The organism is Variovorax sp. EBFNA2 (assembly GCF_033802765.1).
Lineage (GTDB): Bacteria > Pseudomonadota > Gammaproteobacteria > Burkholderiales > Burkholderiaceae_C > Variovorax > Variovorax paradoxus_H.
The window spans coordinates 2,591,064-2,612,313 of record NZ_CP138496.1; the positions used below are offsets into that span (position 1 = coordinate 2,591,064).

18 protein-coding genes are annotated in these 21,250 nt (G+C 68.6%); 7 read left to right on the forward strand and 11 right to left on the reverse strand.

What is annotated here, in order from left to right; all coding sequences use genetic code 11:
- Window positions 1–32 precede the first annotated feature (32 nt).
- The 5 genes from RZE79_RS12090 to eat form a co-directional block, all read right to left on the reverse strand.
- Window positions 33–1,286, reverse strand: coding sequence for a HipA domain-containing protein (locus RZE79_RS12090; RefSeq protein WP_319360588.1), 1,254 nt, complete (start codon window positions 1,284–1,286; stop codon window positions 33–35).
- Window positions 1,276–1,620, reverse strand: a complete 345-nt coding sequence (locus RZE79_RS12095; protein ID WP_319360589.1) for a helix-turn-helix transcriptional regulator — start codon at window positions 1,618–1,620, stop codon at window positions 1,276–1,278. The genes RZE79_RS12090 and RZE79_RS12095 overlap by 11 nt, the downstream gene beginning before the upstream one ends.
- Before the next feature lie 68 nt (window positions 1,621–1,688).
- Window positions 1,689–2,480: an ethanolamine ammonia-lyase subunit EutC gene (eutC, locus tag RZE79_RS12100; RefSeq protein WP_319360590.1), complete on the reverse strand. Its 792-nt coding sequence runs from the start codon at window positions 2,478–2,480 to the stop codon at window positions 1,689–1,691.
- Window positions 2,477–3,871, reverse strand: coding sequence for an ethanolamine ammonia-lyase subunit EutB (locus tag RZE79_RS12105; RefSeq protein WP_319360591.1), 1,395 nt, complete (start codon window positions 3,869–3,871; stop codon window positions 2,477–2,479). The genes eutC and RZE79_RS12105 overlap by 4 nt, the downstream gene beginning before the upstream one ends.
- A 17-nt stretch (window positions 3,872–3,888) precedes the next feature.
- Window positions 3,889–5,295 (reverse strand): ethanolamine permease, encoded by a 1,407-nt coding sequence (gene eat / locus RZE79_RS12110; RefSeq protein WP_319360592.1) that lies wholly within the window; start codon window positions 5,293–5,295, stop codon window positions 3,889–3,891.
- 147 nt (window positions 5,296–5,442) lie between these two features.
- Between eat and RZE79_RS12115 the strand changes: the two genes are divergently transcribed.
- Complete coding sequence (locus RZE79_RS12115; protein ID WP_319360593.1) at window positions 5,443–5,853, forward strand: FKBP-type peptidyl-prolyl cis-trans isomerase; 411 nt, start codon at window positions 5,443–5,445, stop codon at window positions 5,851–5,853.
- A gap of 285 nt (window positions 5,854–6,138) precedes the next feature.
- Window positions 6,139–6,633: a pentapeptide repeat-containing protein gene (locus RZE79_RS12120; RefSeq protein ID WP_319360594.1), complete on the forward strand. Its 495-nt coding sequence runs from the start codon at window positions 6,139–6,141 to the stop codon at window positions 6,631–6,633.
- 28 nt (window positions 6,634–6,661) lie between these two features.
- On the opposite strand, the gene RZE79_RS12125 is transcribed toward RZE79_RS12120, so the two are convergent.
- Window positions 6,662–8,260 (reverse strand): glucan biosynthesis protein D, encoded by a 1,599-nt coding sequence (locus RZE79_RS12125; protein ID WP_319360595.1) that lies wholly within the window; start codon window positions 8,258–8,260, stop codon window positions 6,662–6,664.
- 247 nt (window positions 8,261–8,507) lie between these two features.
- On the opposite strand from RZE79_RS12125, the gene RZE79_RS12130 reads away from it, so the two are divergent.
- Window positions 8,508–9,260: an alpha/beta hydrolase gene (locus RZE79_RS12130; RefSeq protein WP_319360596.1), complete on the forward strand. Its 753-nt coding sequence runs from the start codon at window positions 8,508–8,510 to the stop codon at window positions 9,258–9,260.
- On the opposite strand, the gene RZE79_RS12135 is transcribed toward RZE79_RS12130, so the two are convergent.
- From RZE79_RS12135 to RZE79_RS12145, 3 genes are all read right to left on the reverse strand, one after another.
- Window positions 9,253–10,296, reverse strand: a complete 1,044-nt coding sequence (locus tag RZE79_RS12135) for an RNA methyltransferase (protein WP_319360597.1) — start codon at window positions 10,294–10,296, stop codon at window positions 9,253–9,255. The two genes, RZE79_RS12130 and RZE79_RS12135, sit on opposite strands and share 8 nt — an antisense overlap.
- A 163-nt stretch (window positions 10,297–10,459) precedes the next feature.
- Window positions 10,460–13,537 carry a hypothetical protein gene (locus RZE79_RS12140; protein WP_319360598.1) on the reverse strand — a complete coding sequence of 1,026 codons (3,078 nt, stop codon included), beginning with the start codon at window positions 13,535–13,537 and terminating at the stop codon, window positions 10,460–10,462.
- Between the two features lie 219 nt (window positions 13,538–13,756).
- Complete coding sequence (locus RZE79_RS12145; RefSeq protein WP_319360599.1) at window positions 13,757–14,143, reverse strand: DUF4259 domain-containing protein; 387 nt, start codon at window positions 14,141–14,143, stop codon at window positions 13,757–13,759.
- A 320-nt stretch (window positions 14,144–14,463) separates the two neighbouring features.
- Between RZE79_RS12145 and RZE79_RS12150 the strand changes: the two genes are divergently transcribed.
- Both RZE79_RS12150 and RZE79_RS12155 read left to right on the forward strand, forming a co-directional pair.
- The gene (locus RZE79_RS12150) at window positions 14,464–15,465 is read left to right on the forward strand and encodes a hypothetical protein (protein WP_319360600.1); all 1,002 of its coding nucleotides are present in this window, start codon (window positions 14,464–14,466) and stop codon (window positions 15,463–15,465) included.
- A gap of 56 nt (window positions 15,466–15,521) precedes the next feature.
- Entirely contained in the window at window positions 15,522–16,322 is an 801-nt protein-coding gene (locus RZE79_RS12155) for a DUF1266 domain-containing protein (protein WP_319360601.1), read from the forward strand.
- Window positions 16,323–16,329: 7 nt separating this feature from the next.
- Here RZE79_RS12155 and RZE79_RS12160 read toward each other — a convergent pair whose 3' ends face one another.
- Entirely contained in the window at window positions 16,330–17,160 is an 831-nt protein-coding gene (locus tag RZE79_RS12160) for a class I SAM-dependent methyltransferase (RefSeq protein ID WP_319360602.1), read from the reverse strand.
- A gap of 56 nt (window positions 17,161–17,216) precedes the next feature.
- On the reverse strand, window positions 17,217–19,103 hold the full coding sequence (locus RZE79_RS12165; protein WP_319360603.1) for a sigma-54-dependent Fis family transcriptional regulator: 1,887 nt from the start codon (window positions 19,101–19,103) through the stop codon (window positions 17,217–17,219).
- Window positions 19,104–19,340: 237 nt separating this feature from the next.
- On the opposite strand from RZE79_RS12165, the gene adh reads away from it, so the two are divergent.
- Window positions 19,341–20,861 carry an aldehyde dehydrogenase gene (adh, locus tag RZE79_RS12170; protein WP_319360604.1) on the forward strand — a complete coding sequence of 507 codons (1,521 nt, stop codon included), beginning with the start codon at window positions 19,341–19,343 and terminating at the stop codon, window positions 20,859–20,861.
- A complete protein-coding gene (locus RZE79_RS12175) occupies window positions 20,861–21,244 on the forward strand; it encodes a DUF779 domain-containing protein (RefSeq protein ID WP_319360605.1) in 384 nt (127 codons plus the stop codon). Before adh ends, RZE79_RS12175 begins: the two co-directional genes overlap by 1 nt.
- Window positions 21,245–21,250 lie beyond the last annotated feature (6 nt).

The following is a 21,250-nucleotide window of genomic DNA, read 5'->3' on the forward strand; positions in this document are numbered from 1 at the left end:
ACAAGATCATAGGCAAGCGTCCGCCCCTGCGCCTAGGTGCGGATGCGTTCGTGCTGCTGCGCGATGAACATTGCCACCCGGCGCACGAGGTCGCGGTTGCCTCCAGCCGCCTCGACGCTGGCCGCGGCTTGCACGCCGACGGTTTCTTCGATGGTGTGGATGACTTCGTCCGCCTGCGCAGCGGACAGGCCGAAATGCGGCGCTGCAGCGCGCGCCAATTCGAGGCTCGACGCGTGCTGTCCCGGAAGGATGGCGAGCTCCTGGTAGCCGGTATGGCCGCCCAACTGCATGACGAGATCGAAGGCCGGGGCCAGCTGCCAGAGGCCATCCTCGCCTCGCAGCGCGCCATGGTTCTTGACGTGATCGTCGCTGTTGCCCACCGCCAGGTTGAACACCAGGCGCCGGAATAGCTCGGCCAAGTCTTCCTGCGGCTGCCGGGAGATGCGGCGCAGCAGTTGCGCCAGCTCGACGTAGCTGCCCCGGCTGGATTCGTAGGGAACGTCGAGCAGTGCCGAGGCCGAGAGGTAGTGAAAGCGCCGCTCGTCGGTCACCGGCCCGGACCGGTCGAAGCGCTCGACCAGCAAGGCGTGCCCGGCGGCGAGAGGTTGGAGCAGGAACGGAGGCACCGTGATGCCGCAGGCATCGGCCAGCCAGAGCGTGGCCGCTTCGATCACCTCCACGTCATGGTCGTCGCCGCGCGACGCGAACTTGGCGATGCAGCGCCGGCCTTCGTGCACGAAGGCGGCCTTGGGGCGCGCACCGCCCAGGCTCCCGCCGCGCAGCAGCAGGTGCATGTCGGGGCCGATGTCCAGGCCGTCCTCGATCCGGCGCGAAGCCTCCGCAAGTTCCTGCAGCGACCAGAGCGTGACGGGCGGCTCGTCGCTGCGGATGGGCAGCGCTTCGGCGAACACCATCGCGCCGACGCGGTCCTCGTTGGTCAGCAGCAGCGCGTCGATGTCGGACAGCGGGCGGCCCTGGCGGATTTCGAGCACCTTGCGGCCCCAGCTGTCGGGCAGCGCATCGCGCAGCGTGAGTGGCATGGCGCCGCCGTCGCGGATGCGTTGCTCGGCCAGCACGAACGCGGCGTCGCGCAGCGGCAGGGTCTCGGGGTTCAGCGGCGCGGCCGCCGGGTCTTCGAGGTAGCGCCGGCCGTAAGCGAACTCGCCGGACTCCACGACCCCGCGGCGGACCACCTTCATCAGGCCGGCGGGCTGCACCGACTCGCCCGTGCGGTGCGCGAGGCCGACGTAGATGCGCCGCTCGGCGTCGAGCTGATCAGAAGTCACGCTCACCTTCCGCGATCACGCCCGCAGCGCCTTGTGCGGCCGATCGGCGCACACGGCGCTTCGCCGCCAGTTCTGCGGGAGCCGGTGCCACGCCGTCGAGCGAATCGATCTGCCCCAGCAGCCACAGCGCATGGGCGAGCAGGCCGATGCTGGTGCCGGGCTTGCCGGATTCGAGGGCTCGCAGCGTGTTGGGGGAGCACATCAGCCGTTCGGCCATTTCGGCGACCGTCCATGCGCGGTGCACCCTGTGCGCGCGCAGGCGCAGGCCCAGGCCCTCAAGGGGTTTGACGGTCTGCGACGGCAGGGCTGAGAGGCTGCGGCTGCTCTTCGGCATCAATAAAGTGACTGTTAAGCGGTTTAAAAGTCATTTTATTGCGTATTGTCTCATTGGGGAAGCCCGTCTCATCCGGTCAGGCCTGGCGGCTTTGCTTCGGGCGGCTCCAGCACCGCCAGGTCGCTCTCGTCCTTGAGCTCCACGCCGCTCAGCCCTCGCCGCAGCGATTCGCGCACCAGCCACGCCAGCTTGAAGGCCGCATGCGCATACGACAGCCCCTCGGGCCGCACGTTCGAGATGCAATTGCGCTCGGCATCGTGCCGGCCGCGTCGTGGCGCGTGGGTCAGGTAGATGCCGAGACTGTCGGGGGAGCTGAGGCCCGGGCGTTCGCCGATCAGCATGACGGACAGCCCCGCGCCGACTGCTTCGCCCAGTTCGTCAGCCAGTGCCACGCGCGCCTGCGTGGCGATGAACACGGGCGACAGGCGTGTGCCGGGTGGCAGCTGCGGGCGCAGCGCCGCAAGCAACGGCAAGGCATGGCGCGCGACGGCGAGTGAGGAGAGGCCGTCGCCGATCACGAGGCAGACGTCGCAGCCGCCTGCAGGGCGCTCGTTGCGCAGGCGCGCGGCGTCTTCGGCGTCGAGTTGGCGGCCCAGGTCGGGGCGGCTCAGGTAGGTGGTGCGGTCGGCGGCTTGGCTGCGCACGCGGCTCACGTCCCATTGGTCGGCGCGCAGTGCGGCGTCGAGTGCGTCGACATCGAGTGCCGCATGGATCGCGTCGCGCGCCATCGCGTGGGCCCAGCCGAAGCGCAGCGTTTCGTCGGTGGGCATGCCGGCACCGGCGCGTCCGAGTGCAAGCCGCGCGGGCGTGGCGGCGCGCCATGGGGTCCAGGGGTTGGGGGTGACGGGCGAATCGCTCATGGCGCGAGTGCGGACAGCCCGCCCATGTCGCTCAGCAGCCGGTTGGCCGAGGGTGGTGCGAGCCGGCCGGTGGTGTCGGTGATCTGCATGCGCTGCAGCCAGGCTTCGAACTCGGGTGCGCGCTTCAGGCCCAGCGTCTCGCGCAGGAACAGCGCGTCGTGGAACGAGGTGCTCTGGTAGTTGAGCATCACGTCGTCGGCGCCCGGGATGCCCATGATGAAGTTGATGCCCGCGGTGCCCAGCAGCACGAGCAGCGTGTCCATGTCGTCCTGGTCGGCTTCGGCGTGGTTGGTGTAGCAGATGTCGCAGCCGATCGGCAGGCCCATCAGCTTGCCGCAGAAGTGGTCTTCGAGCCCGGCGCGGATGATCTGCTTGCCGTCGTACAAATACTCGGGGCCGATGAATCCGACCACGGTGTTGATGAGCAGCGGCCGATAGCGCCGCGCGAGTGCATAGGCGCGCACCTCGCAGGTCTGCTGGTCGACGCCGAAGTTGGCGTTGGCCGAGAGCGCGCTGCCCTGGCCGGTCTCGAAGTACATGAGGTTGTTGCCGACGGTGCCGCGCGCGAGCGATTGCGCTGCGGCGTGGGCCTCGTCGAGCAACGCGGGCGTCACGCCGAACGACAGGTTCGCCTTTTCGGTGCCGGCGATCGACTGGAACACCAGGTCGACTGGCGCGCCGGCCTCGGCGAGCTTCAGCGTGTTGGTCACGTGCGTGAGCACGCAGCTCTGCGTGGGAATCTCGAAGCGCTGGATCACCTCGTCGAGCATGTGCAGCAGGCGCCCGAGCACCGGCAGGCTGTCGGACACGGGGTTGATGCCGATCACCGCGTCGCCCGCGCCGTAGAGCAGGCCGTCGAGTGTGGAAGCGGCCACGCCGCGCAAGTCGTCGGTGGGGTGGTTGGGTTGCAGGCGCACGGCCAGGTGGCCGGGCAGGCCGATGGTGTCGCGAAAGCGCGTGACCACGTGGCACTTCTTCGCGACCGCGACGAGGTCCTGGTTGCGCATGAGCTTCGACACGGCCGCGACCATCTCGGGCGTGAGGCCCGGCGCCAGCGCGGCGAGTGCCTCTGTGGTGGCTTGTTCTGACAGCAGCCAGTTGCGGAAGTCGCCGACCGTGAGATGCGCAACCGGTGCGAAGGCCTGCGCGTCGTGCGTGTCGATGATGAGCCGCGTGATGTTGTCCTGCTCATAGGGAATCAGCGCCTCGGTGAGGAACTGCTTGAGCGGCGTGTCGGCCAGCACGTGGCGTGCGGCCATGCGCTGCTGGGCGGTGGCGGCGCCGAGGCCCGCGAGGTAGTCGCCCGAGCGCGCCGGGCTGGCACAGGCGAGCACCTGGCGCAGATCGTCGAAGGCGAACCCCTGGCCGGCAATGGTGGTGCGGTAGCGCATCGTCTCTTTGAAAGGGGTCAGGGTTTGGAAGACAGCATCTCGTCCGGCGCGGCGGCATCGCGCTGCGCCGAGGTGAGCAGGAAGTAGCCGTAGGCGGCCGCCATCAGCAGGAGGAAGAGCACCGTCAGCATGGTGTTGAACCAGACCATCGCGCCCAGGCACACCAGGCCGAGGCCGAGTGCGACGGCCGGGAACACGGGGTAGAAGGGCGCGCGGTAGGTGCGCAGCAGGTTCGGTTCGGTGCGGCGCAGCTTGAACAGCGCGGCCATCGAAATCAGGTACATCACGATCGCGCCGAGCACGGCCATCGTGACGATGTTGGCGGTGAGCGTCTGGCCGCCGAACTGCACCCACGTGTCGCTGAAGATGGCGACGATGCCCACCACGCCGCCCGCCAGCAGCGCGCGGTGCGGCGTGTCGAAGCGCGGGCTCAGGCCAGCGAAGTAGCGTGGCAGGTAGCCGGCGCGTGCGAGCGCGAAGATCTGGCGCGAGTAGCCCATGAGGATGCCGTGGAACGACGCAATGAGCCCGAACAGCCCGATCCACACCAGCATGTGCAGCCAGCCGCTGTCGCCGCCCACCACCGCTTTCATGGCCTGCGGCAGCGGGTCGTTGATGTTCGCGAGCTGGCGCCAGTCGCCCACGCCGCCCGCGAAGATCATGACACCGAAGGCCAGCAGTACGAGCGTGACGATGCCAGTGGTGTAGGCCAGCGGAATCGTGCGATGCGGGTCGCGCGCCTCTTCGGCCGCCATGGCCGCGCCTTCGATGGCCAGGAAGAACCAGATCGCGAACGGGATCGACGCGAAGATGCCCGACACGGCCGCGCCGTTCAGCACGTTGCCGCCGGCCCATCCGTTGGCCACGAAGTTCGCCATCGACCAGCCCGGTGCGACCACGCCCATGAACACCAGCAGCTCGAAGATCGCGAGCACGGTAACGAACAGCTCGAACGCCGCCGCGATGCCGATGCCGATCCAGTTGAGCCCGATGAAGATCACATACGCGCCCACCGCGAACCACTTCGGGTTGATGCCAGGGAACTGCACGTTGAGGTAGGCGCCGATGGCCAGCGCGATGGCCGGCGGCGCGAAGACGAATTCGATCAGCGTCGCAAAGCCCGCCACGAAACCGCCGCGCGGCCCGAAGGCACGCCGCGCATAGGCGAAGGGGCCGCCGGCGTGCGGGATGGCGGTCGAGAGCTCGGTGAAGCTGAAGATGAAGGTGGTGTACATCGTCGCCACCAGCACCGTGGCGACCAGGAAGCCGAGCGTGCCGGCCGTGTTCCAGCCGTAGCTCCAACCAAAGTACTCACCCGAGATGACGAGGCCGACGGCGATGCCCCACAACTGGATGGGGCCGAGGACTTTCTTGAGATGGCCGGTGCCGGCGACGGGGACCGGCGAAGCGTCGTTGGAGCGCATGGGGGCTTCCTCTCTTTGTGGATGGTGACAGTGCGTCTGTCCCAAAGCAAGGGCCGTTCCATCGGATACATCGGCGTACAGGCGGCTTCACGGGGGCTGTCCATAATCGGCAGCTCTTCTTTCTTCTTTCAACCACCGAGGTGTTTCGTGAAGTCATTTGTCTGTGCTGCGCTCGTGTCCGTCTTTGCCATCCCCGCCGCCTTTGCGCAATCCGCCGCCGTGACCACGCCCAGCGGCCTGATCTACCAGTCGCTCAAGGAAGGCACCGGCGCATCGCCCGCCGCAACCGACGTGGTCAAGGTGCACTACCGCGGCACCTTCCCCGACACCGGCAAGGAGTTCGACAGCTCGTACAAGCGCGGTGAACCCACCGAGTTCCCGCTCAACGGCGTGATCCCGTGCTGGACCGAAGGCGTGCAGAAGATGAAGCCGGGCGGCAAGGCGAAGCTGACCTGCCCGCCGGCTATTGCTTATGGCGCGCGCGGCGCGGGCGGTGTGATTCCGCCGAATGCGACGCTGAATTTCGAGGTCGAGCTGGTGTCCGTCACGAAGAAATAACGATCGCGGCCGGTTGGAGCCGGCCTGGGCAATGAGCGGTGCGTGCAGTCCATCACGCTGCCCGCTTCGCAATCGTTGCCCGATTCTTTCCTCGCGTTTTTGAGCGCACGGGCCTCCCACAATCCGCGGCCTGACTCCTGATCCACAGAAGCGGCTTCTGGGAGGAATACATGTCCGCATTCAGTGCTGCGCCAACGCGCACGCTTCAAATCAACAGCACCGCCTCGCTGCTGTTCCCGGGCCGCCCGGTGCTCTCATGTGCAGTCGCATTTGTCGAGGTGCACCATGAGCGCTAAACAAATCATCGAAGACCACGACAAATGGCGAAAAGGCGCAGGCGGTGCGCCGGCGGGTCTTTCCGGCCAGAGCGACGGCAATGCCTACGCCGGCCTCGACCTCAACCTGATCACCTTCTCGTCCAGCGCCTTCAACGGCAGCAGCTTCACATCGACCACTTTTCATAACGCCGTCTGGACCGCATGCCAGTTCAGCGGTTGCTCCTTCAGCCAATGCGACATGCAGCGGATCGCGATCAGTGGATGCACCTTCGTGGATTGCACTTTCAGCGCGTCGCAGCTCAAGGCCAGCACGCTCAGTGACTGCACCTTCACCCGGTGCAACTGGACCGCACTGAATTTCGATGCGAGTCAGTGGTCGCGTTTGAAGTTGCTCGACTGCAGGGGCACGCAGGTGAGCGCGACCGGCCTGCAGGGCGAGCAGGTTGACTTCACAGGCAGTCAGTTCGAAGACATGCAACTGACCAACGCGCGAATCAACTGAGGAGGCTGCGAGATGCAGCCGCTTCCGCTCACCCCGGCTGATACTGGTACAGCCAGGTCTCCGTCAACGTCTGGTCCCCGTTCTTCAGATACAGCCGCATGTCGATCGGCTCCGTGCCTTCGGGCGTGAAGTCGAACTGGGCGCGCCAGTGGCCCGGCACGCCGTTGGGTACGGCCTCGGCGAAGACGTAGGAGAACTTGCCGCGCGGCGCGGTGAGAACCAGTTGGGGTTTCACGCCGAAGGGCACCGTGGTGAGCGGTTGCCCGATGAACTCCACCATGAACTTGCGCACGCCTTGCGGACGCGGCTGGCCCGGCTGGCCGCCGCGACCGATGCGGGTGGCCACGCAGCGTGCGAGCGGTGACGGAAAGGGCTCCTGGTCGGTCCAGTGCAGCCGGTATTGCAGGCTGTAGCTCGAGCCGGCCTTGGCGTCGGCCTTGGGCACCCAGAAAGCGACGGTGTTGTCGTGAATTTCGTCGTCGGTCGGGATCTCGATGAGCTGCACGGAGCCCTCGCTCCAGTCGCCCAGCGGTTCGATCCACAGGCTCGGGCGCTTCTCGTAGTTGACGCCGTCCTGGTAGTGGTCGAAGCTGCGGTCGCGCTGCAGCAGGCCGAAGCCGCGCGGTCGGGTGTCGGCGAACGCGGAGGCGCGTGTCTGCGTCGGGTTGTTGAGCGGTCGCCAGATGCGCTCGCCCGCGCCGTTCCAGATCGCGAGGCCGTCGGAGTCGTGCACCTCGGGGCGCCAGTCGATGGCAGTGGGCTTGATGGTTTCCGAGTACCAGTACATCGACGTGAGCGGCACCAGGCCCAGGCGCGACACGTCGCGGCGCAGGAACACGCGCGCGTCGATGTCCATGATCACGGCCTTGCCGCGCTGCATGATGAACTTGAACACGCCCGTGACGCTCGGTCCTTCGAGCAGCGCATAGACGGTCATCGAGGTGGTGTTGCCCGCGGCGGGCGTTTCGAAATAGAAGCGCGTGAAGTTCGGAAACTCCTCGGGCTTGTCGGGCACGGCGACATCGATCGCGATGCCGCGTGCCGACAGGCCGTACTGATAAAGCTCGCCGATGGCGCGGAAGTACGAAGCGCCGAGAAAGGCGACCCAGTCGTTCTTCTGCCAGTCGAGCTTGCCCTGGTCGCCCAGGCGGCTTTCCTGCAGGCGAAAGCCTGCGAAGCCGGCGCCTTCGGGCAGCGAGCGCGCGGGGCTGTCGGTGGGCATCGAAAAGTACGAAGGGCTGTAGAGCACCTCGCGCGCAAAGCTGTCGCCGCCGGCGGTCTCCAGCACGTGCATGCGCACGGGTGTCTGGAAGAAACGGCCGAGGTGAAAGAAGGTGACCGGAAACGCGCCGGGCCCGTCGCGGAAGAGGGCGTTGGCGGGGTCGAAGCGGATCTTGCCGTGCGCGTCGTAGTCGATGCGCTCCAGCACCTGCGGCGCCAGCGGCGCGCCGGCGGTGTAGGGGCGGGCCGCGAGGCGCTTGGCCTGCGCGACGAGCGCATCGAAAGAGAAGGGCGCCGGCTGGCTCAGTTGCAGGCCGTTGGCGGCCAGCGCCTCTTCGGGCAGTCCCAGGGCGGCGAGTGCGGCGGCGGCACTGCCGGCGGCGAGGAAGGATCGGCGATCAAGCATGTGTTCTTGAGGGGCGGCGAAAGCCTTTGGAGGAGAAGGGAAAAGAAGCGGCGGTTGAGAGGGCGGGTGAGAGGCGCGGAAAAACGTCAAGCATGCCCCGGGCACAGGGTACGGCGCGTCAGCCATTCCGCGCAAACGGGGCCGGACAAGGCCCCGCGTTGACTCGCGGCGGGGCGCGCCGCTCAGGCCCGTGTCGGGGCATCGCCGGGTATTCTCGCGCCATCGAAAGTGCCTGGAGACAACGGACATGTACACGGAACAAGGCGGCGAAGGCCCGGACCTGCTGGTGCTGCTGCACGGCATGGGCGCGACGGGCGCGGTGTGGTCGCCGCTGTGCGGAGCGGCGGGCGCGCGATGGAACGGTCGCTGGCTGGCGCTCGACCTGCCCGGGCACGGTGCATCGGACCGGCAGGCTTCGTATGCCATCGGTCAGCACGCCGCCACCGTGGCGCGTGCGGTGCTGCCGCATCTGCAGCCCGAAGGCCGGCTCGTGGTGCTCGGACATTCATTGGGCGGTGTGATCGGTCTTGCGCTGGCAACCGGATGGTTCGGTGTCGTGCCGCACCGGGTGTTCGCGGCCGGCATCAAGGTCGCGTGGAGTGATGACGAGGTCCGCCGCATGGAAACTTTGGCGACGCAGCCCGCAAAGAAATTCGCTACGGAAGAAGAGGCGCGGGACCGCTACCTGAAGGTTTCCGGCCTGGCGGGCATCGTCGATGCGGCGTCGCCCGTTGTCGCGCGCGGCGTTGCGCACGATGCCGAGGGATGGCGCCTCGCCATGGACCCGCGCGCCAATGCCGTGGGCAAGCCGCCGCTCTCCGAACTGGTCGGCTTGGCGCGTTGCCCGGTTCACCTCGGCCAGGGCCGCCACGATGCGCTGGTCACCCTCGAGCAGACCCGCGCCCTCGACCCCGAAGCACGCGACCTCGGCGCGCACGGCCACAACGTGATGGTCGAGGCGCCCGACGCGGTGTGGGACTGGGTGGCGTCGCTCAGCTGACGCGGTCGTCGGCGCGGCGAATTGGCACGGTCACCCGCACCTCGGCGGCGCGCGCCCGCAGCTGGCCGCAGCCGCCGTCGACATCCTGGCCGGCCGAATAGCGCAGCTTGGTCAGGATGCCGCGCTCGTGCAGCGTGCGCGCCATCTGCTCGCAACGCTCGCGCGACGGGCGGCCGAAGTCCACGCCCTCCACGGTGTTGAACGGGATCATGTTCAGCACGCCGTACTTGCCGGAGAGCAGCCGCACGATGCCTTCGATTTCTTCAGGCCCGTCGTTCACGCCCTCGAGCAACGTCCACTGGTACTGGATGGGGTAGCCGGTGGTGCGGGCGTAGTGTTCGCCCGCGTCGATGAGGGCTTCGGGCGTCAGGTTCGGCGCGCGCGGAAGCAGCTTGCGGCGCAGCGCCGCATCGGTCGTGTGCAGCGAGAGCGCCAGCGCGGGCCGCACGCGCGCCTGCAGCAGGCGCTCGAACACGCGCACGTCGCCGACGGTCGAGAACACCAGGTTCTTGTGGCCGATGTTGCCGACCGTGCCGAGCAGCTCGATGGCCTCGATCACGTTGTCCAGGTTGTGGGCCGGCTCGCCCATGCCCATGAACACCACTTTGCGCACCGGCCGGCGCAAGCGCGCGAGCGCGACCTGCGCAATGATCTCGGCGCTCTCGACCTGCCGCAGCAGGCCGTCGCGGCCGGTCATGCAGAACTGGCAGCCGACCGCGCAACCGACCTGCGACGAGACGCACAGCCCGTCGCGCGGCAGCAGCACGCTTTCGACGGTCTGGCCGTCGGCCAGCGCAACGAGCAGTCGCTCTGAGCCGTCGGCGCCGGGATGAATCGCATGGATGCGCGCCAGGCCCGCGAGATCGGCTTCGATGCCCGGCAGGGCCTCCATCAGCGACGACGGAAAGAATGTGCCCGGCAGGCGCCGGCCGCTGTTGCGCGGCAGCGCATGCGACCACAGCCGCAGGATGCGCTGCTCGTGGCTGGGGCCGGCCCCGGCCTCGCGGAGTCGTCGTTTCAGTTCGTGGATTCGCATGCGCGGCGCGGGGCAGAGGGGCTCAGGGTTCAGGGCTCGGGAGCGCCGATTGTGCACGGCGGGCGTGCGAAGGCGCAGCGCGCCGGGACCGGTGCGCTGCGCCTTTGCGTGCGTGAAAAGGAATAGAGGGGAGGGCGCCGTTGCCGCCCCCTCCCGCCTTCGATCAGCCCAGCAGGCCGTGCAGGATGTTCGTCACGGGCGCCAGCGTGGAGCCGCCGGTGCCCTGATCGAGCAGGCTGGTGATCGGGGCCACGACCTCGCACACCACGTGTTCGACAGTGTTCACCACCTCGGCGAGCACCGGAGCGACCGCTGCGCCTGCGCCAGCCAGGATGTCGCTCGCAGGCGCCGTGGCGCCGGATGCGGCCTGCGTCGCTTCGGCCACGACGGGTTCGACGGCATGGTCGAGCACCGACGAGACCGGCTCGAGGATGGCCGCGGCCGGACCCGAGCCGCCCAGCAGCCCGCCGAGCAGGCTGCCCACGAGGCCGTCTTCGCCGACGATGCCGCCAAGCAAGCCGCCTTCGCCGCCGCCGAGGACACCGCCCAGCAGACCGTCTTCGCCGAGCACGCCGCCAAGGAGACCGCCTTCGTCGCCGCCGAGGACGCCGCCCAGCAGGCCGTCTTCGCCGAGCACGCCGCCAAGGAGACCGCCTTCGTCGCCGCCGAGGACGCCGCCCAGCAGGCCGTCTTCACCGAGCACGCCGCCAAGCAAGCCACCGTCGCCACCGAGGACGCCACCCAGGAGGCCGTCATCACCCAGCACGCCGCCGAGCAGGCCACCGTCCCCGCCGAGGACGCCGCCCAGGAGGCCGTCTTCACCCAGCACGCCGCCGAGCAAACCACCGTCCCCGCCGAGGACGCCGCCCAGGAGGCCGTCTTCACCCAGCACGCCGCCGAGCAAACCACTGTCCCCGCCGAGGACGCCGCCCAGGAGGCCGTCTTCACCCAGCACGCCACCAAGCAAACCGCCATCGCCGCCGCCGAGCAGGCTGCCCAAGAGGCCTTCATCGCCGAGCAGGCCGCCAAGCAGACCGTCTTCGGTGCCGAGAAGACCGCCCAGGAGGCCGTCGTCACCCAGCACGCCTCCGAGCAGGCCGCCTTCACCGCCGAGGACGCCGCCCAGCAGTCCACCCTCGCCGCCGAGCAACCCGCCCAGCAGGCCGTCGTCACCGAGCAAGCCGCCCAGCAGGCCATCACCGTCGCCGCCGAGAACGCCATTCAGCAAGCCGCCGACGGGGCCTTCGGCACCGAGGATGCCGTCGTCGCCCAGCACACCGCCAAGCAGACCGTCGTCGCCGAGCACGCCGCCCAGGAGTCCGTCGTCGCCCAGCACGCCACTGAGCAGACCGCCCTCGCCGCCGAGCAGGCCGGCCAGCGGGGTTGCGTTCAGCAGGGAGCCGACGGCGCCGTCAGGACCGAGCAGGTTGTCGACGAGCCCGTCGCAGCCGAGCAGTCCGCCGGTGAGGCCTTCGCTGCCGAGCAGGCCGGACAGTGCGCCGTCGCCGCCGAGCACGCCGCCCAGGATGCCTTCGTCGCCGAGGAGGCCGTTGACCAGGCCGTCGTCGCCCAGGACGCCTCCGAGCAGGCCGCCCTCTGCGCCGAGCAAGCCGCCCAGCAAGCCGTCGTCGCCCAGCACGCCGCCCAGCAAGCCGCCTTCGCCGCCGAGCACGCCACCGAGCAAGCCGTCGTCACCCAGCACGCCGCTCAGCAAGCCGCCTTCGCCGCCGAGCACGCCACCGAGCAAGCCGTCGTCACCCAGCACACCACCCAGCAAGCCGCCTTCGCCGCCGAGGACGCCACCGAGCAAGCCGTCGTCACCCAGCACGCCGCCGAGCAGGCCGCCGTCGCCGCCGAGCACGCCACCGAGCAAGCCGTCGTCACCCAGCACGCCACCCAGCAAGCCGTCTTCACCCAGCAGTTGCGCGATCAAGCCGTCTTCTCCGAGCACGCTGCCCAGCAGGCTGCCTTCGCCCAGCAGTCCTTCGAGCACCTGCCCGACGACGCCGTCGGTGCCGAGCAGGTCGTCCACCAGGCCGTCCAGGCCCAGAGGCGCTGTGAGGCCGCCGAGCAGGCCTTCGCCGCCCAGCACGTTCTCGAGCACGTTGCCCAGCGCGTCGGTCAGGTAGTCGACCTGGCCGATCAGCGAGCCGACGAGGGCGTCGGTCAGGCCTTCGCCGAGCACGCCGTCGACCACGGGGGTCAGCACGCCGCCCACGTGAATGGCAACGTCTTCGACCACGTTGTCCACGGGCTCGAATTCATTGGGGTCGTCGGCCGTGAACTCCTCGCCGGTGACCGGCGAGAGCAGGTCGTCGACCAGGTCGGTGAGGCCATCGGCCACGGGCATCAGCGAGGCCAGCGTGCCCGACGAACCGGACGCACCGCCGCCCAGGCCGATCGCTTTGTCGATGGCCTCGACCAGTTGGCCGGCAAGGCCGTCGCCCGGATCGAGCAGGTGGTCGCCATCGGCATCTGCATCCGCATCCGCATCCGCGTCCGCGTCCGCATCGGCATCGGCATCGGCATCGGCATCCGAGTCAGCGTCCGCGTCCGAATCGGCATCGGCGTCCGCATCGGCATCCGAGTCCGAGTCGGCGTCTGCATCGGCATCCGAGTCGGCGTCCGCGTCACCGTCGCCGACGCCCGAGAGGAACAGGGGGAACCCACCGCCGTCACTGCCGCCCCCTCCGCCCAGCGCCGCGCCCAGGCCGATGGCGCCCAGTGCGCCGAGTGCGAATTCGCCCAGGCCGATGCCGCTGCCGGCCGCGGTCTTCTTGCTGACGGCGAGTGCTGCGGCTTCCGCGTCGCTGTCGGGCGAGGTGACATCGAGGTTGCCCGCGGCCACGTCGACGTTCACCTGCTCCAGGCCGCTGGACAGCTTGGTCGAGGTGATGGTGGCGTCGGTGCCGCTCGCGAACACGCCGGCCAGCGGCGCCTTGTTGGTGGCCGAGCCGGGGAAGAGCACGTTGGCCTGCCCGCCGTCGGGCACGATCACGCGGTCGCCTGCAATGAGGTTCTGGTTGCCGTCCACCGGCATGCGAAATCCGTCGCGCATGACGACCGTGCCGGGCGTGGCATTGGACAGCGTGCCCAGGCTGGTCGGCGCGGCGGGCGCGGCCATGGCGGGGCCCGATCCGACGGGGCCCAGGGGCGTGACGCTGGCCTGCGCAAGCACCACGGGAGCACCACTTTCGGCGGCTGCGGGGATCGAATCGATCGGCGATACGGTGGTGGTCATGCGGCCTCCTCGTCAAATAAATGACTACAGAGGGCAACATGCGTGCCGCCTTCGTTTTCGGCTGTCAGTGCCCGGCTGAAAACGCCTTATCTCGTTGATTCAAAACGATTTTTTTCGAAGGGCGCGGTCGGGGCAGTCGTGCAAAACGGGCAGCTGTCGCCACTCGTTACGTAACACGGCGCAATTTCTTGCCGGAACGTCGAGGGCGTTCGTCGATGCTCAGCTGCGCAGGCGCGCCTGCAGGCTTTTCAGGTTCGCAAGCCACGCGAGGTAGTCCTCGTCGTCCTCGCCCAGCTCGGCCCAGGTGTCGTGCCCGTCGGCATCGGGGTCGTCGAGGATGGCCTGCAGGGCGTCGGCGGCGGCATGGCGCAAGTCGGCAGGTGGCGCGGCCTTGCCGGCGCACCAGTCGACGGCCTCCGGGTGCACGTCGGCACTGCCTTGGCCGGCAAGCAGCGCCAGCACTTCGGCGGCGGCAACGGTGCCTTCCGTCGAGCCGGATGCCAATGTCTCCCGGATGAACGCGAGCGCGTCATCCGCTTCCTGCAATTCAGCCAGCCAATCGAGAGCCTCGTCGTTGCCGAAGCCTGCTGTCGACCATGTACCCATTCGTATGACTCCCGTGTGTGGCGTGGCCACGGTTTGCAGATTCAGTGATGCTAGCGACCCGACAGCGTGATCGCGCGCCCTCGCAGAATTCGTCAGAATGCCAAGCGACGCTTCCAAGTCGCATGGCTGCGCCTCTGAACAAGGGGCGCGTGATCATCCAGTCCGTGAGCCGCCGGGGAACACTTCCCTTGGGCTGGCATTGCGGCGGTGTCCTTGCAGGACACGCCGCGATCACGACCGATCTGCCGTGCATGGCCAACGGAAGCAGAGGTCGACCGCATACCCATTCACAAGTCCACGGTTTCAGGGAGAGATTCAGCATGTCATTCGTTTTTTCGTCCTTCACCGATCACCTGGGCGCGCTGCCGCCTGAACGCTCGCGCCACGGCGATGCCTTGCGCGCACGCGTTCAGCAGCAGGTGCAGGCACCGCTGCATGCCGACCTGTCGGCCTTCGCTTTCCTGCCCGACCAGTCCGACCATCCCGACCACGACGATGCGCCGCAGGTGTTCGCGCAAGCGGTCGAGCAGATGTACCTGCCCAAGCCCTGGCTGGGCGACGAGATCCCGCTGTTCTTCCTCGGCTACCACGCGATGAACCGGCTCAGCGGCAAGCGCACATCGCAAGGGCTGCTGCTGACCGACCAGGCGATGTACGTGCAGGACGACTTCACTGTGCTGTTGGCCGCGCCGCCGCCGGCACAGGGCCATGCCTTGCCCGCGCGCGCGGACGACGCGCCGTCGTTCGTCTCGACGCTGCTCGCGCGCTACAAGGCCTGGAAGGACTGGTCGGGCGTGGCCGACGAACCCGAGCCGGTGCTGCTCAAGCGCTGCGGCGAGCTGCTGGCGCCAGCGGTTGCGGCGGTGGTCTCGTACCACGCGGAGAACGGCAGCCAGCGGCAGGCGCAACGGCGCGTCTGGACGCTGGCCGAGCTGGTGGCCGAGTACGGCGCGGCCGACACCTTGCTCGACCCCGCCAACCCGAAGCTGGCCAAAAAGCTGGGCAAGGTGAGCGACAAGTTCCAGATCTCCGCGGGCGAAACCTTGCAGTTCGCGCTGGCCGACTTTCCGCTGTTCGGCGGCCCCTACGGCGTGGCGCTCACGGCGCAGGCGCTGTACGGCAAGGACCTGATGGAGTCGCCGCTGCGCATCGCGCTGGAGCGCGTGGAGGCGCGCTCGCTGCAGATCGCAGAGAAGGGCGATCAGCTGCTGACCGGCTCGACGCCGCCGATGGCCCTGCCCGCGCACATGACGGAAGCGCTGCGCGCGCCGTTCCTCGCGTTCCTGCAGCAGGAAGTCGTGCGCCTGCAATCGCGGGCCTGAGCGGCTCGCGCTTCAGTCAACAACTTCAACACGTCAACACTTCGGGAGGAGTTTTCATGGGGTTCAAGGACACGCTCGCGCACTCGATGCTCGACAACAAAAAGCTCAAGTTCGACGCCGCCGCGCCGGCGCTTTCCGCGCAGGAGCAATGGCTGGTCACGCTGAGCACGCCGCTGTCGGCCTTCAACGGCGACTGTGTGAATGCCGTGCTCACCGGCAAGGACGACGACACCCTGCGCGAAGGCGTCGCGCAGGTGTGGAACGTGACCGACCGCGCGAGCTTCGAGCAGACCGCGCGCTGGCTGACCGAAGAAGGACAGCGCGCGAAGTACCTGCCGTCGTGGAAGGCCATCGGCGCGATCGACAAGGCGGTGCAGTCCACGCCGGGCGTGCTGCGCCTGGTCATGGACGCGTGGTTTCCCGCGTTCTTCCAGATCAAGGCGCGCGAGCACCTGGACATGCGTGCGCTGTCCGCGCAGACCGGGCATTCGAACGCCGAGCTGGGCCAGTTGATGACGGGCAGCCAGAGCTGGGTCAAGGCTTTACGCAAGCACTTCGGCGTGGCGCCGGAACAGCTGACGAGCCTCGTGGCCTGGGATGCAGTGCGACTGGCCAACCTGTCGCGCTGGGCGGTGCAGCTGGGCTACATCGATCGCGCGGAGTTCACGGGCTTCGCGGGCGGCCTCGAATCGCAGGTGCGTGCGGCCTATGCCGACTGGTCGCAGGTGAGCGCGGCATACATCGCGGGCGGCCTGATCTGGCAGTACGCCGATGCGCGCGAAGAGCACCTGCTGCGCACCAACCGCCTGCTGCTGAGCGACGCGCGCAGCCCGTACCGCAGCGTGCCTTTCGCCTGAAAAGAAGCTAGTCCTTCACGCTCAGCGCGTACACCGCATAGATCGGCACGCCGAGAAAGAACAGCACCGCCGGCGCGAACAGCGTGTAGGGCCAGCCGATGCCTTCCATCACGCGGTAGGTGCCATCCAGCTGCAGGCGCGGATGCGGCCGCGTGAGATCGTCGCAGCGACGCAGGCCCCACTGGAACTCCGCACCCGTTGCACGCACCGACGGGTGCTGGCGCGCGCGGCCCACGGCGAGCCAGCACATCGCATCGAAGGCCAGCACCGAGCCCGGCGGCGCGCGTTCGCCGAAGGTGGCGAGCACGGCATTCACCTGCGCGGGCGTGAGGTACATCAGCACGCCCTCGGTGAACAGGAAGACCGGCTGCGCCTGGCGCTTGCGCGGCAGGCCGAGCTGCTCCCACCAGTCGGGGGCACTCAGGTCGAGCTCGCGCACGTCGTGGCGCGGATGGGTGTCGGGCAGCAGTTCGCGGCGCAAGGCCAGCACCTCGGGCAGGTCGGCGTCGGTCATGCGCGACTTGCCGTCGTCCAGCCATTGGAAGTAATGGCTCAGGCCGCAGCCCATGTTCACGACGCGCGCACCCGGGTTCGCCTTGAGGAAGTCTTGCGCCAGGCTGCGAAAGCGCCGCGTGCGCGCGAGGATGCCGAAGATGGTCGTGCGGTCGTCGGGCAGGGCGTGGTCGTCGTCGCGGATCTGCTCGAGGATGCCGGCGGCGTAGGCGTCGCGCACGGCCATCTGCGGAAAGAGCGCATCGCCCGAGGCCCGCGCGGCCAGCGGAATCCGCAAGGTGGACGGCACGGCCGAGAGCTTGCGCGCGGGTTTGCCGGTGGTCATGGAGGCGGGAACAGGGCCATGCGCAAAGTCTGGCCGGTCCCACGCGTGCGGGCAAGTCAGTCTTTGGTGTTGCCCGTGGGCGGCCGTTGGCGCGCGAGGTGGCGGTACACGGTGCTGCGGTGCACGCCGAGCCGGCGGGCGGCGCGCGCCACGTCGTGGTCGCAGGCGCGCAACGCTTCATCGATGGCGTGGCGCGTGATGGTCTGCAGCGGCGCATTGGGTTGCGACGCCGTGGCTTCGCTGAAGTCGGCAACGGGCGCGGCGTCGTGGAGATGGGCTGGCAATGCATCGGCGGTCAGCGCATCGCCCGGGTCGGCCAGCGCGACGAGTGCACGCAGCACGCTGCGCAGTTCGCGCACGTTGCCGGGCCAGCGGTAGGCGGCCAGGCGCTCGAGCGCGTCGTTTTCCAGGCACAGGTGCTTGGCGGCACCGCCCGATTCGAGGAACAGCCGCGCGATCAGCGCGCGCCGGTCGGCACGCTCGTGCAGCGCGGGCAGGGCGACGGTGAAGCCGGCCACGCGGTACATCAGGTCGGCGCGAAAGCGCCCGGCCTCGACCAACGCGGGCAGGCCGGCGTGCGTGGCGCAGACCAGATCGAAGTCGACCGCCACGCCCTGGCCGCCGCCCAGCGGCGTGACCACACGGCCTTCGAGCACGCGCAGCAGGCGCGTCTGCAGCGCGAGCGGAATCTCGGCGATCTCGTCCAGAAACAGCACGCCGCCGTGCGCTTCGCGGATGCGGCCCGGCATGCCCTTGCGGCGCGCGCCGGTGAAGGCGCCTTCTTCATAGCCGAACAGCTCGGCCTCGATCAGCGTCTCGGGCAGCGAGGCGCAATCGACTGCCACGAAGGGGCCCGCGCTGCGGCGGCTGGCGGCGTGCAGGCGGCGCGAGAACACCTCCTTGCCGCTGCCGGTCTCGCCGTTCACCAGCACCGGCACGCCTTCGTTGAGCACGCGCACGGCGCGCGCCAGCAGCGGGCGCACCACGTCGTCGTTGTCGATCGGGGCGGCGGCCATTGCATGCCGCGCGCCGGATCGGCCCGTGCCGCTGTTGGCTGTGCCGGTGCGCTCCATGACGGTCGCGATCTGCCGTCCGCCCGGCAGCGTGAGCAGGCTGCGCTTGTGTTCCATGCGCGGCCACTGCGCGCCCAGGAATTCTTCGGCATCGAGATCGAGCAGGCCCTCCCACGAACGGCCGAACAGGTCGAGCGCCACGCGGTTGGCCGCGACGATGCGCCCGCCCTCGATGACCATCAGCCCTTCGCGCGCCGTGCCGATCAGCGCCGGCCGCGCATGGAAGCGCAGCACGTGGCCCGAGGCCTCGGCCAGCAGCATGCGGTGCTCGACCTGCTGCGCCGCCATGCGCACGAGGCCGAGCGCGTGGTGGTTCACGCGCGCGGTTTCGCCCGAGATGTCGAGCGCGCCGGCCAGTTCGCCGCGTCCGCTGAAGATGGGCGCCGCCGCGCAGCCCAGCCGGCCGTTCTGCGCCAGGTAGTGCTCGCCGCCCAGCACCATCACGGCCTCGCGCTCGGCCAGCGCGGTGCCAATGGCGTTGGTGCCGCGGTGGCGCTCCGACCATTCCACGCCGGGCTGCAGTGCCACGCGCTGCGCCTTGGGCAGGAAGTCGGGGCTGCCGATTTCTTCGAGGATGAGGCCGCTCGCATCCGACAGCGCGACGATGCAGCCGTTGCCCACCGCATGCTCGGCGAGCCCGTCGAGTTCGGGCTGCGCGCAGCTGAGCAGGCGCATCGCCTGTTCGCGCCGTTCGTTGAGCAGCGACGGCGCCATCGGCGTGGAGTCGATGCATTGCGGGTCGACCGGCCGGCTGCGCTGCCACGAGCGCGAGATGTGCGGCGCGATCCACGGCGCCGGGTCGCGGCCCTGCGCAAAGAACAGATCGCGGGCCTGCGCGATGCTGGTTGATGGTGCGGAAGCTTCACTCATCTTGCGGAACTCCGTGGGCGGGATTGCCGGCGATTCGCCTTGTGCGACATCGTAGTCGCGGCCGTCGCGCGCATCTGTCGCAGATTGCGAATGGAAACCCTCTGCGCGGGCCGTTCCCCTCTGGCGCGGGGCTTGGGGATTGTCCCGATCCGCACGGGTATGCCGCTTGCGGTGCCTGTGCGGGCCGCCGCATGTCGCGGTGCCGCCTGTTCACACCTTACCCAACGGAGACAACCCATGGACATGCTCGAACCGGGCAAATTCGGTACCGCAGTGCCTTTCAAGGCGCGCTACGGCAACTACATCGGCGGCGAATGGGTCGCGCCGGTGGAGAACCAGTATTTCGGCAACATCACGCCCGTCACCGGCAAGGTCTTCTGCGAAGTGCCGCGCTCCAGCGCCGCCGACATCGACCGCGCGCTCGACGCCGCCCACAAGGCCAAGGCCGCCTGGGGCCGCACTTCGACCACCGAGCGCGCCAACATCCTGAACCGCATCGCCGACCGCATGCAGGAAAACCTGGCCATGCTGGCCGCCGCCGAGACCTGGGACAACGGCAAGCCGATCCGCGAGACCATGGCCGCCGACCTGCCGCTGGCCATCGACCACTTCCGCTACTTCGCCTCGTGCATCCGCTCGCAGGAAGGCGGCATCAGCGAGATCGACCACGAGACTTTCGCGTACCACTTTCATGAGCCCATCGGCGTGGTCGGACAGATCATTCCGTGGAACTTTCCGATCCTCATGGCCGTGTGGAAGCTCGCGCCCGCGCTGGCGGCCGGCAACTGCGTGGTGCTGAAGCCGGCCGAGCAGACGCCGGTGTCGATCCTGGTGCTGATGGAGGTCATCGGCGACCTGCTGCCGCCTGGCGTGCTCAATGTGGTCAACGGCTTCGGCGTGGAAGCGGGCAAGCCGCTGGCATCGAGCAACCGCATCGGCAAGATCGCCTTCACCGGCGAAACCACCACGGGCCGGCTGATCTCGCAGTACGCGAGCCAGAACCTCATTCCGGTCACGCTGGAGCTGGGCGGCAAGTCGCCCAACGTCTTCTTTGCCGACGTGATGGACAAGGACGACGCCTTCTTCGACAAGGCGCTGGAAGGCTTCACGATGTTCGCGCTGAACCAGGGCGAGGTCTGCACCTGCCCGAGCCGCGCGCTCATTCAGGAGTCGATCTACGACCGCTTCATGGAGCGCGCATTGAAGCGCGTGGCCGCCATCAAGCAAGGCAGCCCGCTCGACGCGGCCACCATGATCGGCGCGCAGGCTTCGAGCGAACAGCTGGAAAAGATCCTGTCGTACCTCGACATCGGCCGGCAGGAGGGCGCGCAGGTGCTGATCGGCGGTGAGCGCCAGCAGCTCGACGGCGACCTGGCCGACGGCTATTACGTGAAGCCGACCGTGTTCCGAGGCCACAACAAGATGCGCATCTTCCAGGAAGAAATCTTCGGCCCGGTCGTGTCGGTCACCACCTTCAAGGACGAGGAAGAAGCACTGTCCATTGCCAACGACACGCTCTACGGCCTGGGCGCCGGTGTGTGGAGCCGCGACATGAACCGCGCCTTCCGCATGGGCCGCGGCATCCAGGCCGGCCGCGTGTGGACCAACTGCTACCACCAGTACCCGGCGCATGCAGCCTTCGGTGGCTACAAGCAGTCGGGCATCGGGCGCGAGAACCACAAGATGATGCTCGACCACTACCAGCAGACCAAGAACCTGCTCGTGAGCTACAGCGAGAACAAGCTGGGCTTCTTCTGATGACCGGCGAGGTCCTGCGCGTCACCGCGACCGATGCGGCCCTTGCGCTCATCGACGACCTCGCCGCCAGGCACGGCCCGCTGATGTTCCATCAGTCGGGCGGCTGCTGCGACGGCAGCGCGCCCATGTGCTACGCGCAGGGCGAGTTCATCGTGGGCGACCACGACCGGTTGCTGGGGCACCTCGGCGGCATGCCGTTCTACATCAGCGGGCCGCAGTTCGAGTACTGGCAGCACACGCAGCTGATCATCGACGTGGTGCCGGGGCGCGGCGGGATGTTCTCGCTGGAGGGGCCGCTGGGCGTGCGCTTCCTGACGCGCTCGCGGTTGTTCACGGAGGCGGAGTGGGCGGTGCTCGAGGCCGAGGCAGCGAAGCAGGGCTGATCGCGT

What these genes read in the sequence shown, in the direction of transcription:
- RZE79_RS12095 (WP_319360589.1), bottom strand. Translation starts at nt 1,620, where the DNA reads ATGCCGAAGAGCAGCCGCAGCCTCTCAGCCCTGCCGTCGCAGACCGTC.
- eutC (WP_319360590.1), bottom strand. Translation starts at nt 2,480, where the DNA reads ATGAGCGATTCGCCCGTCACCCCCAACCCCTGGACCCCATGGCGCGCC.
- RZE79_RS12105 (WP_319360591.1), bottom strand. Translation starts at nt 3,871, where the DNA reads ATGCGCTACCGCACCACCATTGCCGGCCAGGGGTTCGCCTTCGACGAT.
- eat (WP_319360592.1), bottom strand. Translation starts at nt 5,295, where the DNA reads ATGCGCTCCAACGACGCTTCGCCGGTCCCCGTCGCCGGCACCGGCCAT.
- RZE79_RS12120 (WP_319360594.1), top strand. Translation starts at nt 6,139, where the DNA reads ATGAGCGCTAAACAAATCATCGAAGACCACGACAAATGGCGAAAAGGC.
- RZE79_RS12125 (WP_319360595.1), bottom strand. Translation starts at nt 8,260, where the DNA reads ATGCTTGATCGCCGATCCTTCCTCGCCGCCGGCAGTGCCGCCGCCGCA.
- RZE79_RS12130 (WP_319360596.1), top strand. Translation starts at nt 8,508, where the DNA reads ATGTACACGGAACAAGGCGGCGAAGGCCCGGACCTGCTGGTGCTGCTG.
- RZE79_RS12135 (WP_319360597.1), bottom strand. Translation starts at nt 10,296, where the DNA reads ATGCGAATCCACGAACTGAAACGACGACTCCGCGAGGCCGGGGCCGGC.
- RZE79_RS12140 (WP_319360598.1), bottom strand. Translation starts at nt 13,537, where the DNA reads ATGACCACCACCGTATCGCCGATCGATTCGATCCCCGCAGCCGCCGAA.
- RZE79_RS12145 (WP_319360599.1), bottom strand. Translation starts at nt 14,143, where the DNA reads ATGGGTACATGGTCGACAGCAGGCTTCGGCAACGACGAGGCTCTCGAT.
- RZE79_RS12150 (WP_319360600.1), top strand. Translation starts at nt 14,464, where the DNA reads ATGTCATTCGTTTTTTCGTCCTTCACCGATCACCTGGGCGCGCTGCCG.
- RZE79_RS12155 (WP_319360601.1), top strand. Translation starts at nt 15,522, where the DNA reads ATGGGGTTCAAGGACACGCTCGCGCACTCGATGCTCGACAACAAAAAG.
- RZE79_RS12160 (WP_319360602.1), bottom strand. Translation starts at nt 17,160, where the DNA reads ATGACCACCGGCAAACCCGCGCGCAAGCTCTCGGCCGTGCCGTCCACC.
- RZE79_RS12165 (WP_319360603.1), bottom strand. Translation starts at nt 19,103, where the DNA reads ATGAGTGAAGCTTCCGCACCATCAACCAGCATCGCGCAGGCCCGCGAT.
- adh (WP_319360604.1), top strand. Translation starts at nt 19,341, where the DNA reads ATGGACATGCTCGAACCGGGCAAATTCGGTACCGCAGTGCCTTTCAAG.
- RZE79_RS12175 (WP_319360605.1), top strand. Translation starts at nt 20,861, where the DNA reads ATGACCGGCGAGGTCCTGCGCGTCACCGCGACCGATGCGGCCCTTGCG.